Annotated in this window: 25 protein-coding genes and 1 pseudogene; 12 read left to right on the top strand and 14 right to left on the bottom strand. The window is 40.8% G+C overall.

Features of this window, described 5'->3' with window-relative positions; all coding sequences use genetic code 11:
- Positions 1-177: 177 nt before the first annotated feature.
- A complete protein-coding gene (locus A3K93_RS13065) occupies positions 178-1,695 on the bottom strand; it encodes a catalase (protein WP_067731598.1) in 1,518 nt (505 codons plus the stop codon).
- Between the two features lie 219 nt (positions 1,696-1,914).
- Between A3K93_RS13065 and dtd the strand changes: the two genes are divergently transcribed.
- A complete protein-coding gene (dtd, locus tag A3K93_RS13060) occupies positions 1,915-2,355 on the top strand; it encodes a D-aminoacyl-tRNA deacylase (RefSeq protein WP_067731597.1) in 441 nt (146 codons plus the stop codon).
- A 38-nt stretch (positions 2,356-2,393) separates the two neighbouring features.
- Here dtd and A3K93_RS13055 read toward each other — a convergent pair.
- The 4 genes and pseudogenes from A3K93_RS13055 to serB form a co-directional block, all read right to left on the bottom strand.
- Positions 2,394-3,697, bottom strand: a pseudogene (locus A3K93_RS13055) (IS4 family transposase).
- A 174-nt stretch (positions 3,698-3,871) separates the two neighbouring features.
- Entirely contained in the window at positions 3,872-4,351 is a 480-nt protein-coding gene (locus A3K93_RS13050) for an SCP-2 sterol transfer family protein (RefSeq protein WP_067731596.1), read from the bottom strand.
- 140 nt (positions 4,352-4,491) lie between these two features.
- Positions 4,492-4,827: an AciT family ciprofloxacin tolerance protein gene (aciT, locus tag A3K93_RS13045; protein ID WP_067731595.1), complete on the bottom strand. Its 336-nt coding sequence runs from the start codon at positions 4,825-4,827 to the stop codon at positions 4,492-4,494.
- A 410-nt stretch (positions 4,828-5,237) separates the two neighbouring features.
- Positions 5,238-6,461: a phosphoserine phosphatase SerB gene (gene serB, locus A3K93_RS13040; RefSeq protein ID WP_067731594.1), complete on the bottom strand. Its 1,224-nt coding sequence runs from the start codon at positions 6,459-6,461 to the stop codon at positions 5,238-5,240.
- Between the two features lie 77 nt (positions 6,462-6,538).
- On the opposite strand from serB, the gene A3K93_RS13035 reads away from it, so the two are divergent.
- Positions 6,539-7,792 carry a hypothetical protein gene (locus A3K93_RS13035; RefSeq protein ID WP_067731593.1) on the top strand — a complete coding sequence of 418 codons (1,254 nt, stop codon included), beginning with the start codon at positions 6,539-6,541 and terminating at the stop codon, positions 7,790-7,792.
- 65 nt (positions 7,793-7,857) lie between these two features.
- Here the strand turns inward: A3K93_RS13035 and A3K93_RS13030 are convergent, their stop codons facing one another.
- The 3 genes from A3K93_RS13030 to mhpT all read right to left on the bottom strand — a co-directional run bounded on the left by A3K93_RS13030 (position 7,858) and on the right by mhpT (position 10,890).
- On the bottom strand, positions 7,858-8,802 hold the full coding sequence (locus A3K93_RS13030) for a bile acid:sodium symporter family protein (protein WP_067731592.1): 945 nt from the start codon (positions 8,800-8,802) through the stop codon (positions 7,858-7,860).
- 122 nt (positions 8,803-8,924) lie between these two features.
- Positions 8,925-9,560, bottom strand: a complete 636-nt coding sequence (gene pncA, locus A3K93_RS13025) for a bifunctional nicotinamidase/pyrazinamidase (RefSeq protein WP_067731756.1) — start codon at positions 9,558-9,560, stop codon at positions 8,925-8,927.
- Positions 9,561-9,684: 124 nt separating this feature from the next.
- Positions 9,685-10,890 (bottom strand): 3-(3-hydroxy-phenyl)propionate transporter MhpT, encoded by a 1,206-nt coding sequence (gene mhpT / locus A3K93_RS13020; protein WP_067731591.1) that lies wholly within the window; start codon positions 10,888-10,890, stop codon positions 9,685-9,687.
- Positions 10,891-11,614: 724 nt separating this feature from the next.
- On the opposite strand from mhpT, the gene dapA reads away from it, so the two are divergent.
- The 3 genes from dapA to purC are packed head-to-tail and all read left to right on the top strand — an operon-like array spanning position 11,615 to position 13,891.
- On the top strand, positions 11,615-12,514 hold the full coding sequence (gene dapA, locus A3K93_RS13015) for a 4-hydroxy-tetrahydrodipicolinate synthase (RefSeq protein ID WP_067731590.1): 900 nt from the start codon (positions 11,615-11,617) through the stop codon (positions 12,512-12,514).
- A 13-nt stretch (positions 12,515-12,527) separates the two neighbouring features.
- Entirely contained in the window at positions 12,528-13,133 is a 606-nt protein-coding gene (locus tag A3K93_RS13010) for a lipoprotein-34 precursor (NlpB) (protein WP_067731589.1), read from the top strand.
- A gap of 38 nt (positions 13,134-13,171) precedes the next feature.
- The gene (purC, locus tag A3K93_RS13005; protein ID WP_067731588.1) at positions 13,172-13,891 is read left to right on the top strand and encodes a phosphoribosylaminoimidazolesuccinocarboxamide synthase; all 720 of its coding nucleotides are present in this window, start codon (positions 13,172-13,174) and stop codon (positions 13,889-13,891) included.
- 296 nt (positions 13,892-14,187) lie between these two features.
- Here the strand turns inward: purC and A3K93_RS13000 are convergent, their stop codons facing one another.
- Positions 14,188-15,462 (bottom strand): replication-associated recombination protein A, encoded by a 1,275-nt coding sequence (locus A3K93_RS13000; protein WP_067731587.1) that lies wholly within the window; start codon positions 15,460-15,462, stop codon positions 14,188-14,190.
- A gap of 265 nt (positions 15,463-15,727) precedes the next feature.
- Here A3K93_RS13000 and A3K93_RS12995 point away from each other — a divergent pair, with 265 nt between their 5' ends.
- Positions 15,728-17,863 (top strand): putative bifunctional diguanylate cyclase/phosphodiesterase, encoded by a 2,136-nt coding sequence (locus A3K93_RS12995; RefSeq protein WP_067731755.1) that lies wholly within the window; start codon positions 15,728-15,730, stop codon positions 17,861-17,863.
- Between the two features lie 3 nt (positions 17,864-17,866).
- Here A3K93_RS12995 and A3K93_RS12990 read toward each other — a convergent pair whose 3' ends face one another.
- Positions 17,867-18,319, bottom strand: a complete 453-nt coding sequence (locus tag A3K93_RS12990) for a YcgN family cysteine cluster protein (protein ID WP_067731754.1) — start codon at positions 18,317-18,319, stop codon at positions 17,867-17,869.
- 190 nt (positions 18,320-18,509) lie between these two features.
- Between A3K93_RS12990 and A3K93_RS12985 the strand changes: the two genes are divergently transcribed.
- Positions 18,510-18,668 carry a DUF1328 domain-containing protein gene (locus A3K93_RS12985; RefSeq protein WP_005006601.1) on the top strand — a complete coding sequence of 53 codons (159 nt, stop codon included), beginning with the start codon at positions 18,510-18,512 and terminating at the stop codon, positions 18,666-18,668.
- 93 nt (positions 18,669-18,761) lie between these two features.
- Here A3K93_RS12985 and murJ read toward each other — a convergent pair whose 3' ends face one another.
- Complete coding sequence (gene murJ / locus A3K93_RS12980; protein ID WP_171255074.1) at positions 18,762-20,312, bottom strand: murein biosynthesis integral membrane protein MurJ; 1,551 nt, start codon at positions 20,310-20,312, stop codon at positions 18,762-18,764.
- Positions 20,313-20,389: 77 nt separating this feature from the next.
- Positions 20,390-20,962, bottom strand: a complete 573-nt coding sequence (ampD, locus tag A3K93_RS12975; RefSeq protein ID WP_067731585.1) for a 1,6-anhydro-N-acetylmuramyl-L-alanine amidase AmpD — start codon at positions 20,960-20,962, stop codon at positions 20,390-20,392.
- Between the two features lie 179 nt (positions 20,963-21,141).
- On the opposite strand from ampD, the gene nadC reads away from it, so the two are divergent.
- Positions 21,142-21,987: a carboxylating nicotinate-nucleotide diphosphorylase gene (gene nadC / locus A3K93_RS12970; RefSeq protein WP_067731584.1), complete on the top strand. Its 846-nt coding sequence runs from the start codon at positions 21,142-21,144 to the stop codon at positions 21,985-21,987.
- 180 nt (positions 21,988-22,167) lie between these two features.
- On the opposite strand, the gene rph is transcribed toward nadC, so the two are convergent.
- Positions 22,168-22,884, bottom strand: a complete 717-nt coding sequence (gene rph / locus A3K93_RS12965; protein WP_067731583.1) for a ribonuclease PH — start codon at positions 22,882-22,884, stop codon at positions 22,168-22,170.
- A gap of 197 nt (positions 22,885-23,081) precedes the next feature.
- Between rph and A3K93_RS12960 the strand changes: the two genes are divergently transcribed.
- Positions 23,082-23,702, top strand: coding sequence for a TetR family transcriptional regulator (locus tag A3K93_RS12960; RefSeq protein ID WP_067731582.1), 621 nt, complete (start codon positions 23,082-23,084; stop codon positions 23,700-23,702).
- Positions 23,703-23,744: 42 nt separating this feature from the next.
- Here A3K93_RS12960 and A3K93_RS12955 read toward each other — a convergent pair whose 3' ends face one another.
- On the bottom strand, positions 23,745-24,365 hold the full coding sequence (locus A3K93_RS12955; protein WP_067731581.1) for a thiol:disulfide interchange protein DsbA/DsbL: 621 nt from the start codon (positions 24,363-24,365) through the stop codon (positions 23,745-23,747).
- 217 nt (positions 24,366-24,582) lie between these two features.
- Between A3K93_RS12955 and ubiG the strand changes: the two genes are divergently transcribed.
- The 3 genes from ubiG to A3K93_RS12940 are packed head-to-tail and all read left to right on the top strand — an operon-like array spanning position 24,583 to position 26,766.
- The gene (ubiG, locus tag A3K93_RS12950) at positions 24,583-25,299 is read left to right on the top strand and encodes a bifunctional 2-polyprenyl-6-hydroxyphenol methylase/3-demethylubiquinol 3-O-methyltransferase UbiG (protein WP_067731580.1); all 717 of its coding nucleotides are present in this window, start codon (positions 24,583-24,585) and stop codon (positions 25,297-25,299) included.
- Entirely contained in the window at positions 25,296-25,985 is a 690-nt protein-coding gene (locus A3K93_RS12945; RefSeq protein WP_067731579.1) for an HAD family hydrolase, read from the top strand. The genes ubiG and A3K93_RS12945 overlap by 4 nt, the downstream gene beginning before the upstream one ends.
- A gap of 34 nt (positions 25,986-26,019) precedes the next feature.
- Positions 26,020-26,766, top strand: a complete 747-nt coding sequence (locus A3K93_RS12940) for a YciK family oxidoreductase (protein WP_067731578.1) — start codon at positions 26,020-26,022, stop codon at positions 26,764-26,766.
- The last annotated feature ends 61 nt before the right edge of the window (positions 26,767-26,827 follow it).

Raw genomic sequence — 26,827 nt, 5'->3', positions numbered from 1 at the left:
GAGCTCCAACAGAAATCGAGATACAAATACGCTGGAGGGCGCACAGAGTATCAGAAAATGAGAAAAAAAACAGGATGCCTGTAAAACTCTCCCTAGGGTGCAGGAAAGGTTTAGAGTTCTACAGGACTTTTCGGAGGTGATTTCAAGACCCTAGTCACCAATTCCTAAGACTAAGTATTAGTCTTTAAGCATTGCCGCTTTGGCTTTTACTGTTGCCAAGTTACCGTTAACAGCTTTGGTCATACGCATACCGTAGTCCGCGTCAGCTTTATAGAAGTAAGACAACATGATGTGTTTGGTCTCTGAATCCTTCACATTGCCAAGGTCAGCAGCCAAGTTCATGATCAAGTCATCTTTCTCTTTTGCTGTGTAAGAACGGTATAGCTCACCTGCTTGTTTGAAGTTTTGCTCTTTCACGCCTTTTTGCTGAACTGTACCCATCAATGGTGTTTGTACAGCGCGTGCTTTTTCAGTTGCAGGTTTTGGTTCAATACGGCTTGGCTCGTAGTTCACATCAGAATCACGCTCGCTCACATTCATTGAACCATCTTGGTTATTGTTGTTCACCGCAACAATTGGACGGTTCACTGGAATTTGCTGATGATTCGCACCTAAACGGTACATTTGTGTATCTGAATACGAGAAGATACGACCTTGAAGTAAGCGGTCTTCAGAAGGTTCAATGCCTGGAACCAAGTTACCTGGTGCAAATGCTGATTGCTCAGTTTCATTAAAGAAGTTTTTCGGCATACGATTCAATGTCAAGGTACCCACTTTTTTCTCTGGCACTAAATCAGTCGGCCAGATCTTAGTAGGATCAAGTGGATCGAAATCGAAGCTATCTAAATCTTTAGGATCTAAAACTTGGATATATAAATCCCATTTCGGGAAGTTACCCGCATTAATGTTTTTATAAAGATCATTGGTCAAGTGATTGAAATCTTTACCTTGCTGTTCCATTGCTTCTTTAACGTTCAGACCTTTCACACCCTGCTTAGAGCGGAAGTTAAACTTCACGTATTTGTATTCGCCTTTATCGTTATACAATTTGTACGCATGCACGCCGAAACCGTCTTGCTCACGGAAACTGGTTGGCACACCTTGTTTACCGTATACATAAGTGAGCATATTGGTTGCCCATGGTTGGCTCGATAAGAAATCAAATACGCGGTTCGCATCTTGCACGTTGTTAATTGGGCTTGGTTTCATCGCATGGATAAAGTCAGGGAACTTGATCGCATCTTTAATGAAGAACACCGGTGTTTGGTTACCCACTAAGTCCCAGTTACCTTCTTGCGTATAGAATTTAACTGCAAAACCATGTGGGTCACGTAAAGTCTCTGGTGAACCTTTACCATGAATTACGGTTGAGAAACGTAAGAATACAGGTGTTTTTGTACCGGCTTTGAATAGAGAAGCCAATGTAAGATCTGATAAATCTTTAGTGGCAACGAACTCACCATATGCACCTACACCACGCGCATGAACCACACGCTCAGGAATACGCTCACGGCCAAAACGTTGTAGTTTTTGTACCAACTGCACGTCTTGTAATAAGGTACCGCCATGCTCACCTGCGGTAATCGAATTTTGGTTATCGCCAACGGGTGCACCATTGTCTTTGGTTAATGGTGCCGCTTGTGTGCCTGCTGTCACTGCTGCAAGCATTGCAACGAGTAAAGAACGCTTAAACATTGTTAAATCTCTCAATTTAATACCTTTCCTGCAGGTGCTAAACTACGTGAAAGTTTTAAATTGGTAAAACAGCTTATTTTTATTATTTCAATCGTTTTACTAGATTTTATAATGAAATCAATTTAATTTCATATATTTATCAAAAATTATTCGTCCGCTATTTAAAAATGAGTTTTGCTACAATCGACTTTGGTTTAATTCAGTCTGTGAACAAATTCAATGCGTGCATTATTACAACGAGTGTTAGAAGCAAAAGTGGTGGTCGATGGTGAAATCACAGGTCAAATCGATCACGGTATTTTGGTTTTTCTCGGTTTAGGTAAAGAAGATAACTTGGAAAAAGGCAAAAAGCTGATCGATAAAATTTTAAAATATCGTTGCTTCGATGACCAAGATGGAAAAATGGGCTGGAATGTCACTCAAGCAGGTGGCGGTTTATTGCTTGTTTCGCAGTTCACACTCATGGCACAAACACAAAAAGGGCTACGTCCTGACTTTGGTCCAGCGATGCCACCGAGTGCCGCAAAAGAACTTTATGAACAATTGGTCGAGTATGCTAAATCACAATTCGACAATGTGCAGACTGGTATCTTCGCTGCAGATATGAAGGTGCATTTGGTCAATGATGGACCAGTGACGTTTAATTTAGAAGTAGAGTGATTCAATAAAAAAGCCCTCAAATGAGTAATGCCAGTCAGTTAAGAAATTGACTGGCATTTTCTTGGATATTTTTGTGCTTTAATTTTCACTACTCGCGGACATTGCCTTTGCCTTTTTTCAGGTAATACAAATATTTTAGATTGTTCAAATAATTGTGCTAAATGTTTGGGTAGATTTCCTGCTGATTCTAAAGGTGTGTGCCTTAAGATATTGATAATACTCATAGATGCAATATGGAAACTGATCCTTAAAGGACTCACCTTTGCATGTTCAGCGATAAACCTCATCTGTCTTCTTAAGATATTATAAGCAATAAATACCCCCACAATTCTTGATAGACCAAATCAGGTTGTTTGCTTCTTAAAATTCTTGCATCCTGTAAATCACTTTTAATTTCCCGATAACACATTTCTATTTCCCAACGCTGGATATAAAGCATTGCAAGGTCTTTGAATGGATAAACTTCAGAATCTGTTAATGATGTAATGTAACGTCTTATTTTTCCTGCATATTCAACTTCAATTAAACGTGCTTCCCAATAGTCACCCAATGACGGATTTATCTTTTTTGCTCTTGCTGAAACAGGCATTTTGATCTGAAAGTCATGGGCCGCATTATGATGAATCACTTCATAACGCAGGTTGTCCTTTGCTCGCATCAACCAATGACTCTCTTCTGCCTGAGATTGCCAACTCACTAAAAAATCAGCAGAGAAGTAAGCACGATCAAATAGGGTAATACTGCGAACTGGTGCTTTTAATTGACTGGCTAAGGTTAATTCACCTTGATCCATACTGCCAATTTGGGCATCAATCATTTCATGTGTATTGGTATTCACCAGGCAAGTCGCTCTGACTTGTGGGTAAGGGGTAGCTGCTGTTTTGCCTTTGGATGAACCAAAGTGCTTAAAGTTTTCTTCTGTATGAGGCATAGACCAAACCACACCATCTACAGCACAAACGCATAGACCGTGAAAGTTGCTATATTGTTGTTGTGAGTCTTTAAACCATGCCTGACTTAATGTCGAAAATAAAGCACTCATGGGCTCTAAGCCTAAGCGCTGTCTTGCTTGTACGGATGCACTCGGTACACAGTATTCTGCCGTACCGAAAACAAGTTGCAATTGTTGAACCACATACCAAATCGGTTGATTTCGAAATAGAGCAAGTCCGATTACCAGCCAAACAACATGTTCAGCAGGCAGTTTTCTTTTTCGAATTGATGCTTTACCTGTTTGGTTTAAGCAATCTTCAATCCAGTTTAAATCAATCAATTCACTGAATTGTGAAAGTGAAGGTAGGGTTTGTTTTAATGTTAAATCTAAATTCTGAGATAAATTCATAAAAAAAGAGCGTATTTACATACGCTCTTTTTACAGTATTTTAACTTTTTTTGCTTAACTGACTGGCATTACTCAAATGAGGGCTTTTTTATTGGTCAAAATCTTTCATCGTGATTGACACCCTCTTTGTTTTTCTCCCATAGGGAGAAATATAAGGTGAGATGAAAGATTTTTTTATTTACCTGTTTTTTCTTTAATAAATGCCCGTGCAATTTTCAATTTTTCTTTCACAGGTTTTGGCAATTTTGGTGGAATCATCTTCGCCACTTGGTTAAACCAAACCAATAGACCAAAATCACCTTCCATTTTAATTGAGCCATTTTGCATGCCTGTCATAAATGCAGTTGGATCGCCTTTTAACAATGTTTTTACACCTTGCTCACTATCAGCAAATTGCAAAATAAAGTCCGCTTGTTCAGGTGCACCTGAAACTGTATCAATCTGTCCATTATTTACAATAATTTGACGAGCAACACCCAAGTCAGTCCCAATTTGGATACGGAAATGGCGTTCATGCACCAATTCTACAAATTTTGGGCTGGTACGCGCCAATTGCTTCATGCGAAGTGCAAGACCTGCAACCAATAAATCGAGCGGATCTGTGCTGACATCAACCAAAGGAAGTTTTAAGACAGGAATTGACGACAGTTTCATGAATTATGCCTATTGTAATTGTATGAAAATTGACAGGTATCCTAGCATAAACCATGCCCCTCTGAGCATGGTCTTTGTATGATATTTTACAAATGAAAAATGCACCCGAAGGTGCATTTTATCTTGTTATTTTATAAATTTTATCGGCTTGGTAACTGCTGCTGATCATCTTCATACACTGGAGTATGTTCGATACAGTGGCGATTCGCCAAAGCACGTTCTGCACGGCGGTCTTCACGTAATAATAGTAAAGTCACCACCATCATCACAGTGGTCAATGCAGCAAGATAACTATAGGTCATTGGTAGTTCAAACAGGATTTGGGTACCGAAACGAATCATCTCGATTAATCCCCAAACCAACATGCCTGCAACCATATAGCTTAACCAGCGGCGATAAGGCGATAACAACACAGCAAACACAGCTACAGCCAATAAACCGAAGCCAACTAAGGTTGCTAAATTCGCTGTTAACATAAAATCCCCTCCGTCCAATACACAATGATGTCTACGATTTTCGTCGTTCGCATTGCCTATTGAATGTCGTAAATACTCAAATGGAATGTGTTGATTTCTATCTCTATGCAAGCATTATGCTGCGTTTTTGCATGAAGAAAAGTCCTCTTATCTATAGCCACGACACATTCTGTCGCGATATTATTTTGTCATTACATTTTTTATTTTTTGAGATTTTCTAGAACATTTGCCACATGAGACTTGGCGTGTCATTACAAAAAAATACCCTGTTTTTTTGACCTAAAATAATTATTTTCCGTTCAACTTAATCGCTTTTTTACGACCTGATAACCGATTCACAGTTTCATTTTAATCTGCGTGTTGCAATAAAAAACGCGCCTCAAGGGACGCGTTTGTGATGTGATCGGTGCTTATGCCTGACGGTTCAGGTCTTTATCGTGTACACCCAATAGATATAACACACCATCTAAGCCAACACTTGAAATCGCTTGATTAGCATTTTGACGCACCAAAGGTTTCGCACGGAATGCCACACCTAAACCTGCAATAGAGAGCATTGGTAAATCATTGGCACCATCACCAACTGCAATGGCTTGCTCAAGTGAAATACCCATTTCTTCTGCAATTTGAGTCAAAAGATGAGCTTTACGCGCGCCATCAACAATGTGACCTTTGACTTCACCTGTGACCACGCCATCTTGAACATCCAAGATATTGGCATGGACTTCATCAATCCCTAATTTGGCTTGCAGATATTCAGCAAAGTATTGGAAGCCACCTGATAAAATGGCGGTACGATAACCCAATGATTTTAATGTTGAGATTAAACGTTCGGCACCTTCAGTAATGGTGAGGCGTTCAGCAATTTTAGGAAGCACTGAAGCATCCATACCTTTGAGTAGCGCAACACGGGCACGGAAGCTGGCTTGGAAATCAAGCTCGCCTTGCATGGCACGTTCTGTAATCTCTGCAACTTGATCGCCTACCCCTGCCTCAATGGCAAGTTCATCAATCACTTCTTGCTCAATCAAGGTTGAGTCCATATCGAAGCAAACTAAACGGCGATTACGGCGATACGCATTGTCTTCTTGTACCGCAACATCGACATTTAATTCAGTCGATAGACGTAAACATGCTGCACGCATTGCCGCAGCATCGAGCATTTGACCCTTGAGTCCAAATTCAACACATGCACGACGTGGGCCTTGGCTTGAACCATCCAATTCAGGACGACCAGAAAGACGTGTGACTGTTTCAATATTAAAGCCCTGACTTGAAACAATATTTGTTACAGCTTGTAAGTGCGATGCCGTTAATTCAGGTGCCAAAGCTGTCACGATATAACGTGTACGACCGCCTTCTTTTACCCATTGATCATAAACAGTTGCGGAGATTGGTTTAAAGCGCACTGTTAACCCGATATCATGTGCTAGAATCAGGATTTCCTTCATGGCTAATGCTGTTGCAGTTTGGTCATCAGACGATACAACAATACCTAAAGTCAGTTGGTTATGGATAACCGCTTGTCCCACATCTAGAATCTGTAAGGAATGAGCGGAGAGTACCTGCATTAATCGTGTAAATTGATTAGGCTGGTCAGGTCCTAAGAATGATATAAGAATGATTTCTCGCATGAATTGACTCGGGTCTGAGCTACAACTATTGTAAGAATCATAATCGAATTTGAATAGAATTGCCTTGGAAGTTTACGTTGAATGCGCCTAGACAAGGGCTATTTGCTAGCCTACTGATAGTAAGTTTTGCTTTTCATACCTTTTTATTGGTATTAGCAACGACTCACCAACTTAATGAAAACCGTGCAAGTCAGGGTCAGCTCATCACCAGTCAACTGGTGACAGACAGCTTATCGGAACTTGAACCCGCTAACCGTGTCTCACTTGCACTCTTGGCCAATCGATATGCGACGAACCCTAGCGTGGCCTCTATTCGAATCTTAGACGCGAACAATCAAGTCTTGGCAACGGGCGGCTTAACCAAAACCCGTGAAGGGGACGTTTTCGTTCGCGATGCCCTGCAAAATGAAAAGAAAGTCGGTCTGATTGAAATCACGCTGATTGAGCCAAGTATTGGGGAAATCTTACGTACTCAATGGGTCGCTATTTTATTCTCATTCTTGATTCATGTTTTATTGTGGTTGGCATACCGTGCGATTGCTCGTCCAAGCCGCAGTGAATATCTGGCGCGCATCAACAATGAATCACGTCTGAAATTCGAAATTCAGACCTTGACCCAAGCTTTAGAACAAGAAAAACATAATGCAGCATTAATGATTGCTCAGGTGCAACAAGCAGCTCAGCAAAAACCAAAAGCGCATGACGATAAAGCGAAAGTCAACGATGCACCAAGTTTGTCTTTAAATATTCAATACTACGATCCAAAGCAACTCTTAGATTCGGTCAACAAAACTGTTTCTGTACCTTATTTTAATTTATGTCAGATCTTCCTAAATAAAGCGACTGAGCTATGTATTCAACATTACAAATTAAATAGTGCTGATATTTGGACTTTACATAAGTTTGATGAGAAAGGCGCAACCATCAGTATTTGTGCAGATAAGCCGAATGCCCTCGCCTGCTTAACCATGATCAGTTCTGTATTCCAACTCTTGTCTGAGGTGCTCTACAAACGCTACCGTGAAGAAAAGCGTTTTGTCTTGCAAACGCGTAGTGCGATTTCCTCTGCAATTGAAGAAATGCAGCTCAGCTCAAGTCAGGCTGCTGAACGACTTACACAACATCTGGTGGCAAAAGAAAGTGCATTACATGTGCCAAACACCTTACTCAAAGACGTTGCCGATCATTTTGAATTGGTGAGCATGCCAAACCCTACCAACGTGTTAACCCGTCATGCCTTTGTCTTTAATGGTATGGACGCAACCACAGCTGAACTGGCGCAAACTTTCCGTACTGAGATTTTAAAATCCAAGCAATCGAAAGCGTCTTAAATCATTTGAACTAAAAAAGCCTGCAGATGCAGGCTTTTTTATTGAATCTGTATGTATCAATCAGATTAATCTTCAGTCTTATCTGCTTTACTTGCCCAATATGTGGCTAGGGCTGGACCCGAAATATTGTGCCATAAACTAAAGATTGCACTTGGAACAGCAGTCAGTGGTGATGCTACAAAATGTGTTGCTGCCAATGCCACACCCAAACCTGAGTTTTGCATACCGACCTCAACGGCTACCGCTTTACAGTCTGCATAAGGCAACTTCATCCATCGGCTTGCCCAGAACCCAACCAAATAACCGAGTCCATTATGCAGTGCGACCACACCTAAAATAAGTAGACCTGATTCCAAAATTTGTGCCTTACTACCTGCAATAATTGCTGCCACAATCGCGACAATCGCCACAACCGAAACCAAAGGCATCACCTGAACATACGCTTCCGCTTTGGTTTTTAATAAGGCACGAATGATAAGACCCAAAATAATAGGAAACAGCACCACTTGAAGGATCGAAATAAACATCGAACCTGCATTGATCTCAATCCATTGACTAGCCAATACATAGAAAATCGCAGGTGTTAAAAGTGGTGCAAGCAATGTGGATACTGAAGTGCAGGCAACTGACAGTGCGGTATTACCCTTTGCCATATAAGTAATGACATTTGATGCTGTCCCCCCTGGGCAACATCCCACCAAGATCACCCCGATTGCAATTTCTGGAGGCAGTTGCATCAATTTGCAAAGTAAAAATGCCAGTCCTGGCATCACCATGAATTGTGCTGCTACACCAATTAACACAGCTTTCGGGCTTTGTAATACACCTTTAAAGTCGTTCAGAGTCATGGTCATGCCCATACCGAGCATGACAATTCCGAGTAACCACGGAATATAGGCTTTCAGCCAGATAAATAAGTCTGGCGCGATCAAGGCAATTCCTGCAAAAAGAATCACCCAGAGCGCGAAGGTTTTTTGAATCCATTGTGTAAATACGAAGAATGCTGACATCCCAATGTCCATATTCAATCAAAATATAGATATACCCTGCCACATTTAGGGTATGCACCACAATTGAACATCAGCATATAAACATCAAAATGAATGAAGATGCATCGCTACTCGAGTTTTACTTAGGCATTTAAAGCATGTAGCACATCTTTGACATAGACACGTTTAACGCCACTGGCCAACATTTCCTGCCAAGCATGTTGCAATGAACCATTTAAATCGATTCCTTTGGTTGCATCCGAAATGACGTAACTTTCGAAACCGAATTTACAAGCATCAATTGCTGTCCATGCCACACAGAAATCTGTAGCAATCCCCGTAATGAATACTTTTTGAATACCACGTTCTTTTAGATAGCCAGCAAGGCCGGTCAAAGTTTTACGATCAGCTTCCATAAATGCAGAATAGCTGTCGATGGCTGGGTGAAAACCTTTACGGATAACAAGCTGTGCCTGTGGCAAATTCAAATTTGGATGCAATTCCGCATCTACGGTGCCTTGCACACAATGACTCGGCCACAATACCTGTTCACCGTAATTCAATTGAATCGTGTCATAAGGTCTCTTGCCCTCATGATTTTCTGCAAAAGAAATGTGATCCGCAGGATGCCAATCTTGGGTTAACACGATGGTGTTAAATGCTTCTGCAACCTGATGAATATTTGGAATAATTTCATCTGCATGGGCAACAGCCAAGTTTCCACCTGGACAAAAACCACGTTGTACATCTACCACAATTAAAGCTGCCTGATCGAACATTCCTTTATCCACTAACATTTAAATCCGCTCAAGCATAGCTTAAATAGTCAGCAAATTTGCAGTTTTGATTTGAAAAATCCATAAAAAAAGCCTGCATCTGCAGGCTCTTTAACATTTGAAATACTTAAACTTTTGTACGGCTTACGAGCAGCAACATACAAAGTGATGAAATCACGATACATGGAATTGCTGCCGAGATTACACCCGCTGCACCAAAGCCTGCTGCCAATAATTGACCCGCAATTGCAGGACCAAGCATTGCACCGATACGACCTACAGCAGATGCTACACCTACGCCTGTACCACGTACTTCTGTAGGATACACAATACTACCGAATGCATAGAGTACGCCTTGGCAACCAATCACGAAGGCACCTGCCAATGCTGCCGCCAAGTACATTTGATTTAATGAACTCGCGCCATTCAGTGCCAACAAGCCTGCCAAAATACCACCGTACATCAATACGATCACATATGCTTTTTTCCAGCGATCAGTCAGCATACCCAAGATAACCGTACCGATTGTTGCAGTCACCATGAAGTAGAACTGTGCTGTTGAACCATTTTGACGGGTAAAGCCAAGTTCCATGAACAACGATGGCAACCAGCTCAGCATGATATAGACCACCATCAGCGTAAAGAAGTAGCTGATCCAGATTAAGATGGTACGTAAGCGGTTTTGTACATTGAATAAATCTTTAAATGAACCTTGTGGTGCTGAAGATTTTTCTGCTTCAGTTTTGTTTTTTGCCAGCAAGTATTCTTTTGACTCTGGTAAGCACCACAGCATTAAAGGCACAACAATAATCGGTAGCAAACCACCTAGATAGAACACATTTTTCCAGTTCGCACCAAATTCTGTTGCAGCAATCAGCGATAAAATCGCTGCACCCACTGGCATACCACAATACATCAAACCGACAGCACGACCACGATTGGCTGGCGATACAGCTTCAGATGCCAAGGTAATGAGAATTGGCATTGCGCCACCTAAACCTGCACCTGCTAAAAAGCGCACTGTTAGCAATGAATAGAAGCTATTTACCCATACTGTGCACAGAGTAAAGATCGCGAACATCACCACTGACCAAATCAAAACCGTTTTACGACCAATACGATCTGCCAAACGACCTGCAATTAAGGCACCTGGTAATAAACCCAAAATCCCTGCACTGAAAAATACGCCAAGTTGTGAACTATCAAGTGAGAAATACTCACGGATACCTGCAGCGGCAATCCCTGCCGCCTGAATATCTAGTCCTTCAATTACCGCGATTAAAAAACAAATCGCAACGGTAATAATTGCGTGTTTATTATCTGATCTTTCCATCGGAATATCCTTTTCAATCAGTACCTAAATAAAGCGCAATCATCTATGAATGAATTGGGCTTCATAACTATCAATAGGTGGAATATTCCGTATAGAATTTTCATCATAATAAATAACTATGATGAAACTTCATTTTTTTAACAAAGTCTTAAAACCAATAACTCCACTCGGTTTTTAAATAACATTTAAAAATGAAACTGATCTGTAGCTATGGATGTGTTGAGAAATAACAATCTGACAGATCAATCACTCAGATAAAAAACAGATTAATTTTCTATTTTCGAGCAAGTTTTTTGTATAAACGCCTTTATCAATGCTATAGCTTTTAATACTTAACTGATCTTTTATAGCTCTTAATCAAAATTGAGGTCATTTTAAAAATTGATGTTTAAAATCAGTTTTAGCGTATAAATTCGCAGCAAATTTGTTGTTTGGTCCAATTTGACGCTTAAATTCTAATTTGTGCCCCCGTCGCTCAAACGAAGCTACATTTGCTGTATTAATCAACGATCTAAATACTTGATTGTTTGGTATAGGCTTTGTATAAAGAATTCAGTGGCTTTGACTAAAGCATATTGTTCTTATGCGTTTGATCAGTCATAATTTGCATAAGCATTATTCAATCTGGCTAGAATCTGATTGAATTTGCTATAAATCAAATATAAACCCATCCAAATTATGTTTCTCATTCTCTTCGGATGGACCAACAGGATAGTTTTTTAAAATGACTCAGCAAGCACAGACCATTCAGGGTTCCATTGTCGCACTCGTCACCCCAATGTTTGAAGATGGCAGCGTAGATTGGAAGGGTCTAGAGAAGCTCGTTGAGTGGCATATTGCTGAAGGCACTAACAGTATTGTTGCTGTTGGTACAACTGGCGAAGCATCTACTCTCAGTATGAATGAACACACACAAGTGATCAAAGAAATCATCCGTGTGGCAAATAAACGCATTCCGATTATTGCGGGTACAGGTGCAAATTCTACTCACGAAGCCATTGAATTAACTCGTGAAGCGAAAGAGCTAGGTGCAGATGCTGCCCTACTTGTGACACCTTATTATAATAAACCGACGCAAGAAGGTCTTTATCAACACTATAAAGCCATTGCTGAAGCGGTTGATCTTCCTCAAATTCTATATAACGTACCAGGTCGTACTGGCGTTGATATGTCGAATGAAACTGTAATTCGTCTTGCAGACTTACCGCAAATTGTCGGTATTAAAGATGCAACAGGTGATGTTGCACGTGGTGCCGAACTGATTAAAGGTCTTGAAGGCAAAGCCATGACTGTTTATTCAGGCGATGATCCAACTGCATATCAATTAATTGCACATGGTGCCAAAGGCAATATTTCTGTGACTGCAAACGTTGCACCGAAAGTAATGAGCCAAGTTTGTGCGGCAGCCATTGCCGGTGATGCTGAAAAAGCAGAAAGTCTGAATGCAACAGTTGCAAATTTACACAATATTCTATTTTGCGAATCGAACCCGATTCCTGTGAAATGGGCACTCCATGACATGGGCTTAATTGGAACTGGTATTCGCCTTCCATTAACACCACTTGCAGAACAATATCGCGCACCGCTTCATGAAGCACTTGTTGCAGCGGGCGTTAACAAATAAAGAGCAATATATGATGCAACGATTTTTAGGACTTACTCTCGCACTTTCAGTCTTCAGTATGACGGGTTGTAGTTCAATGGGAATCAGTAATGGTTCACTTGATTACAAAGACACCACGACCTTAGAACCACTGAAATATCCAGAAGGTGCCATGGTTCGTCCTGCAACACCGTTGTATCCTGCACCTACTGTCGACGTGCTTGCGATTGAAAATGCACCGAAGCTTGTGAATGAGCGTGGCAACCGTTATGTGATGCCACGCCCACCAGTAAGCGCCGATCGGTCAACGCAAGATAATGATCTTCAATCAGATATTATCGGAAAACCACAGTTATTAAGTGATGGAAATCGAAATCCACTGCTTAAAATTGATGGAAACTCTGCTACAATATGGCAATACACACTTGCCACCCTCAGTAGTCTTAACTATTCAATTGTTGCTCAGAACAAAAATCGTTATGAAGCAACCATTAAAGTCGATCAGCAGACTTATATATTAAGATTGTCTCCTGTAGGTTCGAGTAACAACCTAGCTGTGTTCAATGCCGATAACAATTTTGCAGACCCTGAAAAATCCGCAGAATTGTTAAACCAGATTTACCAAAATTGGCCAGCCTAGACATTTTCTAGGCATTTTTTTTGCAAAAGGTTCCCTCCATGTTAAAACAAACCTTGCTCTATACTGGTAAAGCGAAATCTGTTTACACAACAGATAGTTCAGACCACCTCATCCTCGTATTCCGTGACGATGCATCTGCATTTAACGGTGAAAAAATCGAGCAACTGGATCGTAAAGGCAAGGTGAACAACCGTTTTAACGCCTTTATCATGGAAAAATTGGCTGCTGCAGGCATTGAAACTCACTTTGAAAAACTTCTTTCTCCAACTGAAGTTCTTGTGAAAAAACTCAGCATGATTCCTGTGGAATGTGTTGTTCGTAACTATGCAGCAGGTTCTCTATGCCGCCGTCTTGGTGTAGAAGAAGGTAAAGAGCTTGTTCCACCAACTTTCGAGTTGTTCTTTAAAGATGATGCACTTGGCGACCCAATGGTAAACGAGTCTCAAGCGATTTCTTTAGGCTGGGCAACTGCTGAACAATTAGCTCAAATGAAAGAACTGACTTACAAAGTAAATGACGTCCTTAAAGCATTATTCGATGCTGGCAACATGCTTCTTGTTGACTTTAAACTTGAATTTGGTGTGTTCCATGACCGCATCGTACTTGGTGATGAGTTCTCTCCAGACGGTTGCCGTTTATGGGATAAAGACACTAAGAAAAAATTAGATAAAGACCGTTTCCGCCAAGGTTTAGGTGGTGTGGTTGAAGCATATGAAGAAGTTGCTGCACGTTTAGGCATCGACCTTTCAGATATCTAATCTGATCTGATTCTTCAAAAAAACCGAGCTTGATTGCTCGGTTTTTTTATGGCTATTTAATCGGAAAAATGGATTTTAATTATAAAAATGATCGTTTTTACATCAGATATTTTTCGGCCTAAAATAGCATTCATACCAGGCAAACAGACTGTTCAACCTCAGCAGAACATATGTTTGCCGACCAAATATTCCTAGCTACCCTCTAGGATGTTTCTCCCCCAAGAACATCCTATTTTTGCCCGACTCACCCTGAATCGGGCTTTTTTTATTTCATAGTGAAGCGTGTTTTCAACACCCTATTGTTGTTGCTGCTCTTGCTGCCAACGGCGTTGTTGTAAGCGTTCGCCTTCAACTTCACGTTTATTTCGTGCTGATTCATACAGCTTGGTGCCTTTCAATTCAGGCGGCATATACTCTTGCAATACAAAATGCTCAGGATAATTATGTGGATACAGATAATCTGCACCATAACCTTGAGCTTTCATCAATTTGGTTGGCGCATTACGTAAATGTAAAGGCACCGCTAAATTTGCAGTTTTCTCTGCCAATTCCATGGCACGGTTAATCGCAAGATAAGTACTGTTACTTTTCGCACTGGTCGCCAAGTACACTGCACACTGTCCTAAAATAATCCGACATTCCGGCATGCCAATCGCTTGGACTGAGCGGAAGCATTCTCCTGCCAGCAATAAAGCATTTGGGTTAGAGTTTCCAATATCTTCCGAAGCAGCGATGAGCATACGGCGTGCAATAAAGACTGGGTCTTCTCCACCTTTAAGCATGCGTGCCATCCAATAAAGCGCGGCGTCAGGGTCACTGCCTCGAATCGACTTAATAAATGCAGACACCAGATCGTAGTGTTGTTCGCCTGATTTATCGTAACGGGCAATATTTTGCTGAGCGACTTTCACCACAATGGCATTGTTGATGATATTTTCTTGGTCAGGCTCAAATGTACTCGCCACTAAGTCCAGTAAATTAAGCGCTTTACGAGCATCGCCTGCTGCAAACTGAATCAGCGCATCAAATTCTTCAACCTTAATATAACGCTCTTGTAAAAAAGCATCTTTGGCAATCGCATGTTCAAGCAAGGTCTGAATCGACTCATTGCTCAAAGCATTTAAGGTATAAACCTGACAACGTGACAATAAAGCACTATTGACTTCAAAAGACGGATTTTCTGTAGTCGCACCAATTAAAGTAATTTTGCCTTTTTCTACCGCGCTAAGCAGTGCATCCTGCTGAGACTTATTAAAGCGGTGTATTTCATCAATAAAAACCACAGGCGTAAATAAGTCCGTCCCTTCAGCAATGACTTCTCTTAATTCTTTTACCCCAGTACTTAATGCCGATAGACTGACAAAAGGACGGTCGATTGCCTGTGCCAGCAATAAAGCAATGGTGGTCTTGCCCACCCCAGGAGGTCCCCAAAAAATAATAGACGGCAAATGTCCCTGATCAATCATTTGACGAAGCGGTGCTTCTTCACCAAGAAGATGATCCTGTCCAATAATTTCACAGAGATCGCGTGGTCTTAAACGCTCGGGCAATGGGATGTGACTGTCTGACATGTTGTTATTGGCTCAATTTCTTTCTAACATTATTCTAACATTAGCTTTTTTGATTCCAATCAAAAAAGAGAGTAATCTCTCACAACGATTTGTGACGAAATGCACTATTTTTTTGATTCTGAATGAATTAATCTTGGGCTTAGTAAACTTACTCTAAAATAGATTTACATTTTAAATTAATGCATTAAGCACATTAATTGTTCACTTACAGCGAATGTGTAATTGGATTTACAATCGACTTTGGACGGCGAATGTTGGTGAATACATGACGTATGATAAACATAGACAAATGACAGCGGAGCGTATGGATATGCCTGCATCATCACAACTCAATGTTTCCCCAGCTGGTCATCTTTCTGAATCCAATTTGATTCAAAATCTGATTGATAGTCTGCCACATCCCATGTGGGTCAATGCACATGACAATGTCGAATATTTTAATACATCAATGATGCAATACCTCGGTATTCGTCTGAACCAGTTCGCTGACTTTAACTGGCGTATTTATATTCATCCCGATGATCTGAATCTATTTTTAATACAATGGCATGAAGCCTTAGACCTACAAAAAAATGTAGAGATTCAGTGTCGTATTCGTCAGCCAAACTATGATTATCGCATGTGTCTGTTGTCGATGAAGTTTCATAATGATGAAGACTCATTATTACAGTGGGCTGTTTCACTGACGGATGTACATGATTATTTCGAAATTCAACAACAACTTTCTCATGTGGTCGCGACGCAAAAAAACATGCTGGATGCCAGTGTCGACTGCATCAAAATTGTTACTCCAACAGGTGAAGTAAGCCATATGAACCGTTCTGGTTGTGTGGCTTTAGGTGTCGATCTCGAAGAGAAAAAGTTCGGCATGCCGTGGTTAAAACTGTTACCTTCTGAGGTTCGTAGAGCGGGTCAACGTGCGCTCAAACGTGCGGCTCAAGGTATGAATGCGCGTTTTGCAGGGAAAAGTCAGCAACCTAATCAGCCTATACAATATTGGGATAATTTACTCACCCCAATTCTGGATGAAAACAATGTCACCCAAAATATCCTCTGCGTTACACGTAATGTCAGTCAACAACGTATTGCGGAATCACGCTTAAAAACCGTCATTGAACGTGATGAATTAACGGGTTTATATAACCGTCGTACGTTCTATAAATTATTTAAACGCGCTTTACTTAAAGCCAAGCAGCAAAATACTGAAGTCGGTGTTTTACTGATTGATTTGGATTACTTTAAGCATATTAATGACACCATGGGACATATTGCAGGTGACCATTTACTGCATGTGCTTGGTGAGCGTTTCCATGCTAATTTTGGTAAAAACACTATCATTTCCCGCTTAGGTGGTGATGAATTCGTGATCTTGGTGAAAAACTTAGAAAGCGAAGCTCAACTCTTTGATATTGCTCGACTTGCTTGTGCTCAAATGGACCAACCGATTAATTATACCGGTCAGACCATTAATGGCGGCATGAGTATCGGCTGCGCCATGTATCCACGTGATGGGTTAAGTACATCAAACTTACTTAAATGTGCCGATATTGCGCTCAACGATTTAAAAAATAGTGGTCGTGGTGGCATTCGCATGTTCAATCAAGAGATGTTTAAATCACTTGATGACATGACCAAGCAGCTCACCTTGGCACGTAAAATTATTAAATCAGATCAAATCCTACCGTATTACCAACCAAAGGTTCGTTTGTCCGATGGGGCTGTTATTGGCTTCGAGGCGCTACTACGTTGGAAAGATCAGGACCAACAGATTCAGCTGCCATCACATATCTTCTGTGCCTTCCAAGACTATGAATTGGCTTCACGTATTAGTGAAACCATGCAGTTAAAAGTCTTTGAAGATATGATGCGCTGGAAAGAGCAAGGTCTTGAAATCATGCCCATTTCAATTAACGCAGCGCCGGTTGAGTTTTTACGTGACGATTATGCAGAAAAACTCTTAGAGCGATTATCTCGCTTTGATATTCCTGCAGATAAAGTCGAACTCGAGATTACTGAACAAAGTTTATCGGAACGTGGCGCAAACTACGTGATTCGCGCACTGAATGTTTTAAAAGAATTCGGTATTAGCATTTCACTCGATGACTTTGGAACAGGTCATTCGTCTTTAACACGCTTACAGGAATATCCTGTGGATTGTATTAAGATCGACCGTAACTTTGTAAATCGAATGAATAGCGATCCTTCTGCTCTTGCGATTGTTAAAGCGATTACTCAGATTGGTTCCAGTATTTCCCTCGATGTCTTGGTCGAAGGCATTGAAAATACTGATCAACTCACCACACTGATTAACTGTGATTGTCAGATTGGTCAGGGCTTTTACTTCTATCGTCCAATGGCAGGACAATCTGCAGAAAAACTTCTACAAACCCGCCCCTCTTAAAAATTAGCGTACCCAACGGACGATATAATCTTCGATGTCGTCCTCATTAACCTCAACTTCACTCAGGCAACGCCCTGCTGCTGACTTTTTGGCTTTAATCACCGTGTCACGTGACCCTGTATTTAAATAATGCCATCTCGGCAAACTTTGACCTTCATTTAAACGTTTATAGGCACAACTTGGCGGTAGCCAATGCAGTTCATCAAGTCGATCTGGACTTAGTTGGATGCAATCCGGTACATATTCCAAGCGATTTGGATAATCAGCACATCGAGCGGTTTTACAATCTAAAAGTTTACACGCTACTTTGGTGTAGGCGACTTCATGCGTATCTTCATCTTCGAGTTTGATTAAACAACACAACCCACAACCATCGCACAAGGCTTCCCATTCCTGAGATGTCAGTTCATTTAAGGCGTATTTTTTCCAGAACTCTGGGCGTAAGTTATCCGTCATAATCATCAAACATTGCGTGAATATCTCATTATAACAGTGTCCTAAATCGCACACATAGTTCCTGTATTTGATGACAGTGCATTAACTTATTGTTAACTAATAGACATAATCTCAACAAAAGACAAACAGCCTGAGAGATGCTGTATTTATATACTGAAATTGAAAATAAAAAAGCAGATGGAGATTAAAAATGTTTCGTTGGGCGATTATATTTGCGGTGATTGCACTGATTGCTAGTTTACTAGGTTTTGGTGGTGTCGCAGGATTATCTAAAGACTTTGCAGTGATTTTACTGGTAATTGCCGTGATTTTAGCAATTGTTGGTTTCCTTTCTCGCGGAAAGGTTTAGCTGTAATTTAATTTACGCAAAAAAATAAGAGCTTTAAAGCTCTTATTTTTTTATCTCAACTTTTTAAATATCTCAACTTTTTAAAACAGTAAATTAAGGTTTTAAATGACGCGGACGAATACCGACGACAATCAATGCCACAAGGTAAGCCACAATACCTACTACACAAAGGCCCGCAACTTCTAATACACGCACCCACTGGGCAACATCACCGTTATACCACTGTAAACCCATATATAGCGCAGCAATCATGGCAATATTCGCAACCGCAAACTGTGCGATTAATTTCTTCCAATGTGCACCAAAACGGTAAATATTACGTTTATGCAAGTAGAAATACAGCATACCCGCATTGACCAAAGCAGAGCCTGACGAAGCAAGTGCCAAAGCCATATGCTCAGCTTCCCAATTTATCAGTTTAAAGATACCAATAAACACCACGTTTAAAATGGCATTAGCAGCCACTGCCATTAAACCAACGCGTACAGGTGTTTTAGTGTCTTGCTGCGCATAGAAACCGGGTGCAAATACCTTAATCAACATAAATGAAATCACGCCTGCACTCATACACTGCAAAGCAAGCGCAGTCATTTGTGTATCTTCAAAGTCAAACTGACCATGTTGGAATAACGCTTGAATGATCGGGGTTGATAACATAAATAATGCGATGCTGGCTGGTACACCGACCATAACAATAATTTTTGCAGCCCAATCAATCATCCCGCGGAATTTAGTCTGATCTTGTTCAGCATGGCGTGCTGAAAGCGAAGGTAAAATCACCGTACCAATCGCCACACCAATCAAACCAAGAGGCAACTCTGTCATTCGTTCTGCACTGTACAACCATGAGACCGAACCATCCTGCATAAATGACGCCCAAATGGTATTCAATAACAAGTTAATCTGCGTTACTGACACACCAAATAAAGCAGGAAGCATCAATTTCATGATGCGATCGACACCTTCGTGCTTAAAGTCGACCTTAGGTGGAATCAGTAATTTTTTACGCCATAATTCAGGAATTTGAATCACCAGCTGTAAGAAACCAGCAATGACAACTGCCCAACCCAAAGCCATAATTGGCTCAGCCATGTATGGTGTCAGCCACCACGCGGCAGCAATCATGGTGATATTCAAAAGTACTGGCGCAAAAGCAGGTGTACTAAACGAACCATAACTGTTGAGAATACTGCTGGCAAATGCCGTTAAAGACATGAACAGTAAGTATGGAATCGTGAGACGAAACATCTCTGTGGCTAAGGCAAATTTCTCAGCATCACCATGGAACCCAGGTGCGTAGATATACAAAATCGCAGGTGCAGCGATCATGGCAATCAATGTCAGCGTGGTCATAAAAGTCGCTAGGCAACCAAAAACCCGACTAATCAGAATCTGTACTTCTGCATGAGTACGCGTGGTTTTATATTCGGTTAATACCGGAATAAAGGCTTGAGAAAATGCACCTTCAGCAAATAAGCGCCGAAAAAAGTTTGGAATACGAAATGCGACCACAAAAGTATCGAAATCTTTACCTGCACCAAATACATTCAGTAAGACCACATCTCGGACTAAGCCCAGTACGCGTGACAACATGGTCATCGCACTGACGATTACAGTCGAACGCCAAAGCGCCATCCTATTCACCTAATAATTAATTTGTGCCTATTGTAATGAAACTTCAGCGCGAAGTTGATTGCTTTATTACATCCTGAATTCGATGTTTATATATTTTTAGAATGCGCTAAATGTTCACGAAACTTTGCCCAATCAAAAAATGGACCTGGGTCAGTTTTACGTCCTGGGGCAATGTCAGAATGCCCTGCAATATGCTGTTGAATTTTTGGATAATGTGCCTGTAAAGCTGTAACAACGTTCACTAAACTTTGATACTGAGCCTGTTCAAAAGGCAGATCATCACTGCCCTCCAGTTCAATACCAATCGAATAATCGTTACATTCCTTTTTACCCAAATAACTTGAGCGGCCTGCATGCCAAGCGCGATCATTAAAATTCACAAATTGCAGGACTTCTCCTGAACGTAAAATCAGAAGATGCGAGGACACCTGCATCCCTTCGATAGTTTGGAAATAAGGATGTACAGACCAATCAAGTTTATTCTGGAAAAACTGTTCGATATAACCACCGCCAAATTGCGATGGTGGTAAACTAATATTATGTACGACAACCAGCTGAATATCGGTATGCTCAGGACGCTGATTAAAATTTGGTGAAGGAATCTGTCGTGCACCAATCAGTTGCCCATTTTTCACATAAAATTCCGCTGCCTGTTGCATACACATTACCTTGCTAAAAATAAATGAACCACAGTTTTTGCTGCAGTCACTCCATGCTAAAACTTTCAGGTTTAAATCTCAATTGAAGCAAACAATGTCTATGAAAATTGGTTCATTTTTCTGTAACAATGTTAATATAGCGCGCAATTTATACGGCTAAAAAAGATACGGAAATACTCATGAGCATATCTCAAGCTTTGTTAGATCAGTCGATTCAAATCAATATTCAACACGCATTATCTGAAGATATTGGCGATGGTGATATCACTGCCCTACTTACACCTGAGGATGAACAAGCAACTGCAACCATTATTAGCCGTGAAGATATGGTGCTTGCAGGTCAGCCATGGGTAAATGCACTTATTTCTGCTTATGATGCATCGGTAGAAGTCGTTTGGTTAAAACAAGAAGGTGAAAAAGTTGCTGCCAACGAAGCCTTTCTAAAATTAGCAGGTTCAGCACGTAGTTTACTGACAGTAGAACGTCCCGCATTGAATTTTATTCAGACGTTATCTGCTGTTGCGACCAAAACGGCGCTTTATGTAAAAGAGCTTGAAGGTTTAAATACCAAGTTATTGGATACGCGAAAAACCATTCCGGGACTTCGTATTGCACAAAAATATGCCGTAGCCATTGGTGGTGGTCAGAATCATCGTCTGGGTTTATTTGATGCTTTTTTAATTAAAGAAAATCATATTATGGCAGCCGGTGGCATCCAACAAGCCATCGAAAAAGCCCGCCAAATTGCACCAGGAAAACCTGTTGAAGTTGAAGTTGAAACTTGGGATGAACTTAACCAAGCCTTAGAGGCACAAGCAGATATTGTGATGCTCGATAATTTTAGCCAACAACAAATGATTGATGCTGTAGCTCATGTGGCTGGACGTTGTAAACTGGAAGCTTCAGGGAATATTACTATTGAGAATTTGCGAGAAGTGGCAACAACCGGTGTAGATTATATTTCGATGGGTGTACTGACCAAGGATGTCAAAGCAGTTGATTTATCTATGCGGTTTAATGCATAAACTCGATCTATGAGATGTGCCAAGTGAGGGTGCGAAGCACCCTTTTTTTATTTTTTTAAAAATTTTTGCATATATTTTATACAGGATAATTTTTACCCGAATAATCTTCTATTTTCATGCTTTAAAAAATCTAAATATAAAAAAACGCACCCAAAGCTGCGTTTTTTTAAACAATTGAACTTACCAGCCCAATGCTTCTTGCTGTTTTTTCACTAATTCTTGAATACCTTTTTCAGCCATTTCTAACATCGCATTTGATTGTGCGCGTGTAAATGGCTTATCTTCAGCAGTCCCTTGAATTTCAATGAATTCCCCTGCTTGAGTCATCACAACGTTTAAGTCAGTTTGGCAGTTTGAATCTTCTTCGTAGCAAAGGTCTAATAACACTTCATCTTGGAAAATACCAACAGATACTGCAGCAACTAAACCTTTCAGTGGATCTTGTTTAATTTTTTTCTTCTCAAGAAGCACGTTTACTGCATCAACAAGCGCAACTGCTGCACCGGTGATAGATGCTGTACGTGTACCACCATCAGCTTGGATCACATCACAGTCGATCGTAATGGTATTTTCACCGAGTTTTTTCAAATCCACCATGGCACGTAAGCTACGACCAATTAAGCGTTGGATTTCTTGTGTACGGCCACTTTGTTTACCACGAGCAGCTTCACGGTCACTACGTGTATGAGTTGAACGTGGCAACATGCCGTATTCTGCAGTCACCCAACCTTGACCTTGACCTTTTAAGAAACGTGGTACTGAATGATCAACACTTGCAGTACACAAAACTTTTGTATGACCAAATTCAACCAATACTGAACCTTCCGCATAACGTGTGTAGTTACGGGTGATTTTCACTTCACGTAATTGATCTAATGCTCGTTGGTCGATACGCATAATAAGTCCTGATACTTTATTCAAAATAATTGCGACAGATTATAGCAGATGCCTGTTACAAGATGAGTTGAGCAAACAAAGGATTTACAAAATCCATGCATGTGTTGAATGCTTACACACGACATTTTTCACTTAAAACTTAACGTATTTATTGAATATTTGTTAGACTGTTCTATAAAAGAATAGAGGAATAAAAAATGTCTGTACGTGAAGAAAAAAAGCATCAGACACGTCAGGCATTGATGCAAGCTGCACTCCAGTTAAGCTACGAAAAAGGCAGTTTTTCCAATATCAGTTTACGAGAACTCACCCTAGCTGTGGATTTAGTACCTAGCGCGTTCTATCGTCATTTTCCAAGTCTTGAACAGCTCTGCCTAGAGCTAATTGATCATGTTTCCCATCAGATCCGTAATGTATGCCACTGTATTGGTAAAATGATTATGGAAAGGCCAGAAATACAACGCGAAGAGCGTATTGGTTATTTTTTTAAAATGGTCGAAAAGTATCCCGAATATTGGCATTTTTTTATTGCGGAATATTTAACAGGAAATGCTCAAAGCCGAAAAGCTTTACATCGTGAATATGATTTTTTACTGCAAGATATGATCGAACGTCTGGCCGATATCAATGATTTTAAGAACGTTAAAGATCCAGAAAAAGCCGAAAGCTTTGCAGAATTTTTCTTACAGTCTTTAATGGCATGGGCAAAAGATTATCTAGCCATTTTGCAACAAGACATAGCGACTCAAGAATACAAGAAACAGATGCTTAAACAACGAATTTTAAAACGCGTGGCATTTTTACATGCTGCGCTTTGATATAAAAAAGCCCGCAATCGCGGGCCTTTTCAATCATATCAATTATTTTGCTTTACGCTCTTTTTCAACAAGGTAGTTCACAACATCAACCACTTTTTGGTCTTCACCTTGCACGATGTATTTACCATTAACCACAACTGCAGGTACACCTGTCAATTGATAGGTCTGTGCTAGGCTTTTTGCTTGAGCAATTTTTGAAGTCACAGCAAAAGATTTAAAGGTACTGTTAAATTTCGCCTCAGGAATGCCATAACGAGTGAAGAATTTAGCAAAGCCTTGTTGTTGTAATATAGTTTGCTTACCTCGTGCATGAACATCATGGAAGATTTGTAAATGCGATTTTTGACGTACGCCTAATACTTCAGAAGCATAATAAGCACGCGCACCTTCTTCCCAAAGAGGATTCATTGCTGCGGGTGTACGTACAAAACGAACATCGCTAGGTAATTTTTTCAACCATGTTTGCATATGCGGTTCTAATTTATAGCAATGCGGGCAGCCATACCAAAAGAATTCACGGACTTCAATTTTTCCTGGTTTTTCAATTTTTACAGGATTAGAAACAACGGTGTAATCTTGACCAGCAGCAAACTGAGCAGCCATTGAACTACCTGAAACTGCAAAAAGAGCAGCTGCAATGCTGCTGAAAAGGAATTTTTTCATTGAACTTATAGTCCTCTAAATCATTATGATTAGCTTATGGCGATACTATAAAACAAATATGCCGATTTCGTTTTCATTCTGTGAAGTTTTTTACTGCTTTTATCGCTTTTTCTGACAAAATCGCTACACTAAACGAAGCATAAAATTCAGAATATTTTTCTGAAACACCGCACTTTATATTACTCTTTTTAAAAAATACTTGATTGAGGTAACACCGATGTCGCAACTGAATGTTGATCCACAAGAAATTGCTAAATTTGAAGCATTTGCTGCTATCTGGTGGGATCAGCATTCTGAGTTCCGCCCACTCCATATGATCAACCCACTACGCTTAAACTGGATTGATGAACACTCAGGTGGCATTCAAGGCAAGAAAGTATTGGATGTCGGTTGCGGCGGTGGAATCTTGGCAGAGAGCATGGCGCGCCGTGGTGCCAATGTACTTGGTATTGATATGGGTCTTGCTCCTTTAAATGTAGCGCGTATTCATGCTGAGCAAGAAGGCGTTGAAAATATTGAATATCGCCAAGTGCCTGTCGAACAGCTCGCAGAAGAACAAGCTGGGCAATATGATGTCGTGACCTGTATGGAAATGTTAGAGCATGTGCCTGACCCAGCATCGATTATTCAAGCCTGCTATAAACTGGTTAAACCAAACGGGCATGTGTTCTTCTCGACCATTAACCGTAATCCTAAATCTTACTTATTTGCCATTATTGGGGCTGAATATATTCTGCGTATGTTGGCCAAAGGCACACACGATTACAGCAAATTTATTAAGCCATCTGAATTGGCACATGATATTCGTGGCGCAGGTTTAAAACTCAAAGATATGACCGGTCTGCACTACAACCCATTAACCAAGCGTTATTGGTTAGCACCGAATGTGGATGTGAACTATATGGTACATACCGTACGAGAGGCAGCTGAATGAAAGCTGTCTTATTTGACCTCGATGGCACCTTAATTGACACCGCAGCGGATTTTATTCGAATTATTCAGGATATGTGCCGCGAAGAAGGTCGTGACATCGTAGACGCAGCCCTTATTCGCACCCAAGTGTCGGAAGGTGCACGGGCGATGGTGAAATTGGTTTATCCCGAACTTGAGGTTGAAGATCCAATTTTCTTGTCACATCGCCAACGTTTTTTAGACACATATGGTGCAGATATTGCTGTCGATACCGATTTATTTGCTGGGATGTATCCCCTTCTAGAAACATTAGAAGCCAAACAGATTCCTTGGGGCATTGTCACCAATAAACCGCGCTGGTTAAGTGAAGCTTTACTTACGGCACTGAATCTTACCGAGCGTTGTTCTGTGTTGGTTTGTCCTGAAGATGTCAGTAAAACCAAGCCCGATCCTGAGCCAATGTATTTGGCAGCACAGCACATTCAGGTCGATGCCAAAGACTGTATTTATGTCGGTGATCATCCGCGTGATATTGAGGCAGGTCGTGCCGCTGGCATGTATACCATCTTGGCTGCTTACGGATACTTACCGCTACAATACAAAGATGACTTAACAGCTTGGCGCGCAGATTGTATAGTCAATACAGTGTCAGAATTACAACAGCAGATCGAAGCTTTGGTCTTTCAACCTCAGCAGGTCATCTCTTAAAGCGGTATAAACAATAAGAATTGAGGAGGTAGATTTGAAATATTCAGAATATCAACCTCGCCCCGATCTACTCAAAGATCGCATCATCTTAATTACAGGTGCGGGCGATGGGATTGGACGTGCAGCGGCGATCAGTTATGCCTTACATGGCGCAACCGTTGTGCTGCATGGTCGAACCTTAAATAAACTCGAAGTCATTTATGATGAAATTGAGGGTTTAGGCGCACCTCAGCCTGCAATTTTACCGCTACAGTTATCCAGTGCATCTCCACGTGATTATGAACTCTTGGTCGATACACTCGATCGTCAGTTTGGACGTTTAGATGGTATTTTGCATAATGCCGGCATTTTAGGTGAGCGTACCGAGCTTGCACATTACCCTGTGGATGTTTGGGATGATGTGATGGCCGTGAACTTACGCGCACCCTTTGTACTGACGCAAGAATTATTACCGCTGTTGCAAAAATCTGAGCAAGCCTCTGTGGTGTTCGCCAGTTCAGGTGTTGGCCGTGAAGCACGTGAAAATTGGGGAGCCTACTCGGTTTCTAAAATTGCCATCGAAGCGGTTAGTACCCTATTTGCCAAAGAGAATGTTCATCCAAATATTCGCTTTAACTGCATCAATCCTGGAGCGACTCGTACAGCGATGCGTGCTAAAGCATATCCAAATGAAGATCCGCTTAGCTTGCCCTTACCTGAATCGATTATGCCAGCCTATTTATATTTAATGGGTGATGATAGTCGACATATGAATGGTCAAAGTATTGATGCGCAAGACTAAAAAAGTCCGATCTTTTAAAAAAGCCAATTCAATTGAATTGGCTTTTTTATGGCATTACAGC

This window comes from Acinetobacter sp. NCu2D-2 (genome assembly GCF_001647675.1).
Classification (GTDB): Bacteria; Pseudomonadota; Gammaproteobacteria; order Pseudomonadales; family Moraxellaceae; genus Acinetobacter.
The sequence above is the reverse complement of the archived record's forward strand: the minus strand, read 5'-3'. Positions and strand labels throughout refer to the sequence as shown.

Excerpts from the sequence above, each read along its gene's own strand:
- A3K93_RS13065 (WP_067731598.1), bottom strand. The coding sequence starts at position 1,695 with ATGTTTAAGCGTTCTTTACTCGTTGCAATGCTTGCAGCAGTGACAGCA.
- dtd (WP_067731597.1), top strand. The coding sequence starts at position 1,915 with ATGCGTGCATTATTACAACGAGTGTTAGAAGCAAAAGTGGTGGTCGAT.
- A3K93_RS13050 (WP_067731596.1), bottom strand. The coding sequence starts at position 4,351 with ATGAAACTGTCGTCAATTCCTGTCTTAAAACTTCCTTTGGTTGATGTC.
- aciT (WP_067731595.1), bottom strand. The coding sequence starts at position 4,827 with ATGTTAACAGCGAATTTAGCAACCTTAGTTGGCTTCGGTTTATTGGCT.
- serB (WP_067731594.1), bottom strand. The coding sequence starts at position 6,461 with ATGCGAGAAATCATTCTTATATCATTCTTAGGACCTGACCAGCCTAAT.
- A3K93_RS13030 (WP_067731592.1), bottom strand. The coding sequence starts at position 8,802 with ATGTCAGCATTCTTCGTATTTACACAATGGATTCAAAAAACCTTCGCG.
- pncA (WP_067731756.1), bottom strand. The coding sequence starts at position 9,560 with ATGTTCGATCAGGCAGCTTTAATTGTGGTAGATGTACAACGTGGTTTT.
- mhpT (WP_067731591.1), bottom strand. The coding sequence starts at position 10,890 with ATGGAAAGATCAGATAATAAACACGCAATTATTACCGTTGCGATTTGT.
- dapA (WP_067731590.1), top strand. The coding sequence starts at position 11,615 with ATGACTCAGCAAGCACAGACCATTCAGGGTTCCATTGTCGCACTCGTC.
- A3K93_RS13010 (WP_067731589.1), top strand. The coding sequence starts at position 12,528 with ATGCAACGATTTTTAGGACTTACTCTCGCACTTTCAGTCTTCAGTATG.
- purC (WP_067731588.1), top strand. The coding sequence starts at position 13,172 with ATGTTAAAACAAACCTTGCTCTATACTGGTAAAGCGAAATCTGTTTAC.
- A3K93_RS13000 (WP_067731587.1), bottom strand. The coding sequence starts at position 15,462 with ATGTCAGACAGTCACATCCCATTGCCCGAGCGTTTAAGACCACGCGAT.
- A3K93_RS12995 (WP_067731755.1), top strand. The coding sequence starts at position 15,728 with ATGACGTATGATAAACATAGACAAATGACAGCGGAGCGTATGGATATG.
- A3K93_RS12990 (WP_067731754.1), bottom strand. The coding sequence starts at position 18,319 with ATGACGGATAACTTACGCCCAGAGTTCTGGAAAAAATACGCCTTAAAT.
- A3K93_RS12985 (WP_005006601.1), top strand. The coding sequence starts at position 18,510 with ATGTTTCGTTGGGCGATTATATTTGCGGTGATTGCACTGATTGCTAGT.
- ampD (WP_067731585.1), bottom strand. The coding sequence starts at position 20,962 with ATGCAACAGGCAGCGGAATTTTATGTGAAAAATGGGCAACTGATTGGT.
- nadC (WP_067731584.1), top strand. The coding sequence starts at position 21,142 with ATGAGCATATCTCAAGCTTTGTTAGATCAGTCGATTCAAATCAATATT.
- rph (WP_067731583.1), bottom strand. The coding sequence starts at position 22,884 with ATGCGTATCGACCAACGAGCATTAGATCAATTACGTGAAGTGAAAATC.
- A3K93_RS12960 (WP_067731582.1), top strand. The coding sequence starts at position 23,082 with ATGTCTGTACGTGAAGAAAAAAAGCATCAGACACGTCAGGCATTGATG.
- A3K93_RS12955 (WP_067731581.1), bottom strand. The coding sequence starts at position 24,365 with ATGAAAAAATTCCTTTTCAGCAGCATTGCAGCTGCTCTTTTTGCAGTT.
- ubiG (WP_067731580.1), top strand. The coding sequence starts at position 24,583 with ATGTCGCAACTGAATGTTGATCCACAAGAAATTGCTAAATTTGAAGCA.
- A3K93_RS12945 (WP_067731579.1), top strand. The coding sequence starts at position 25,296 with ATGAAAGCTGTCTTATTTGACCTCGATGGCACCTTAATTGACACCGCA.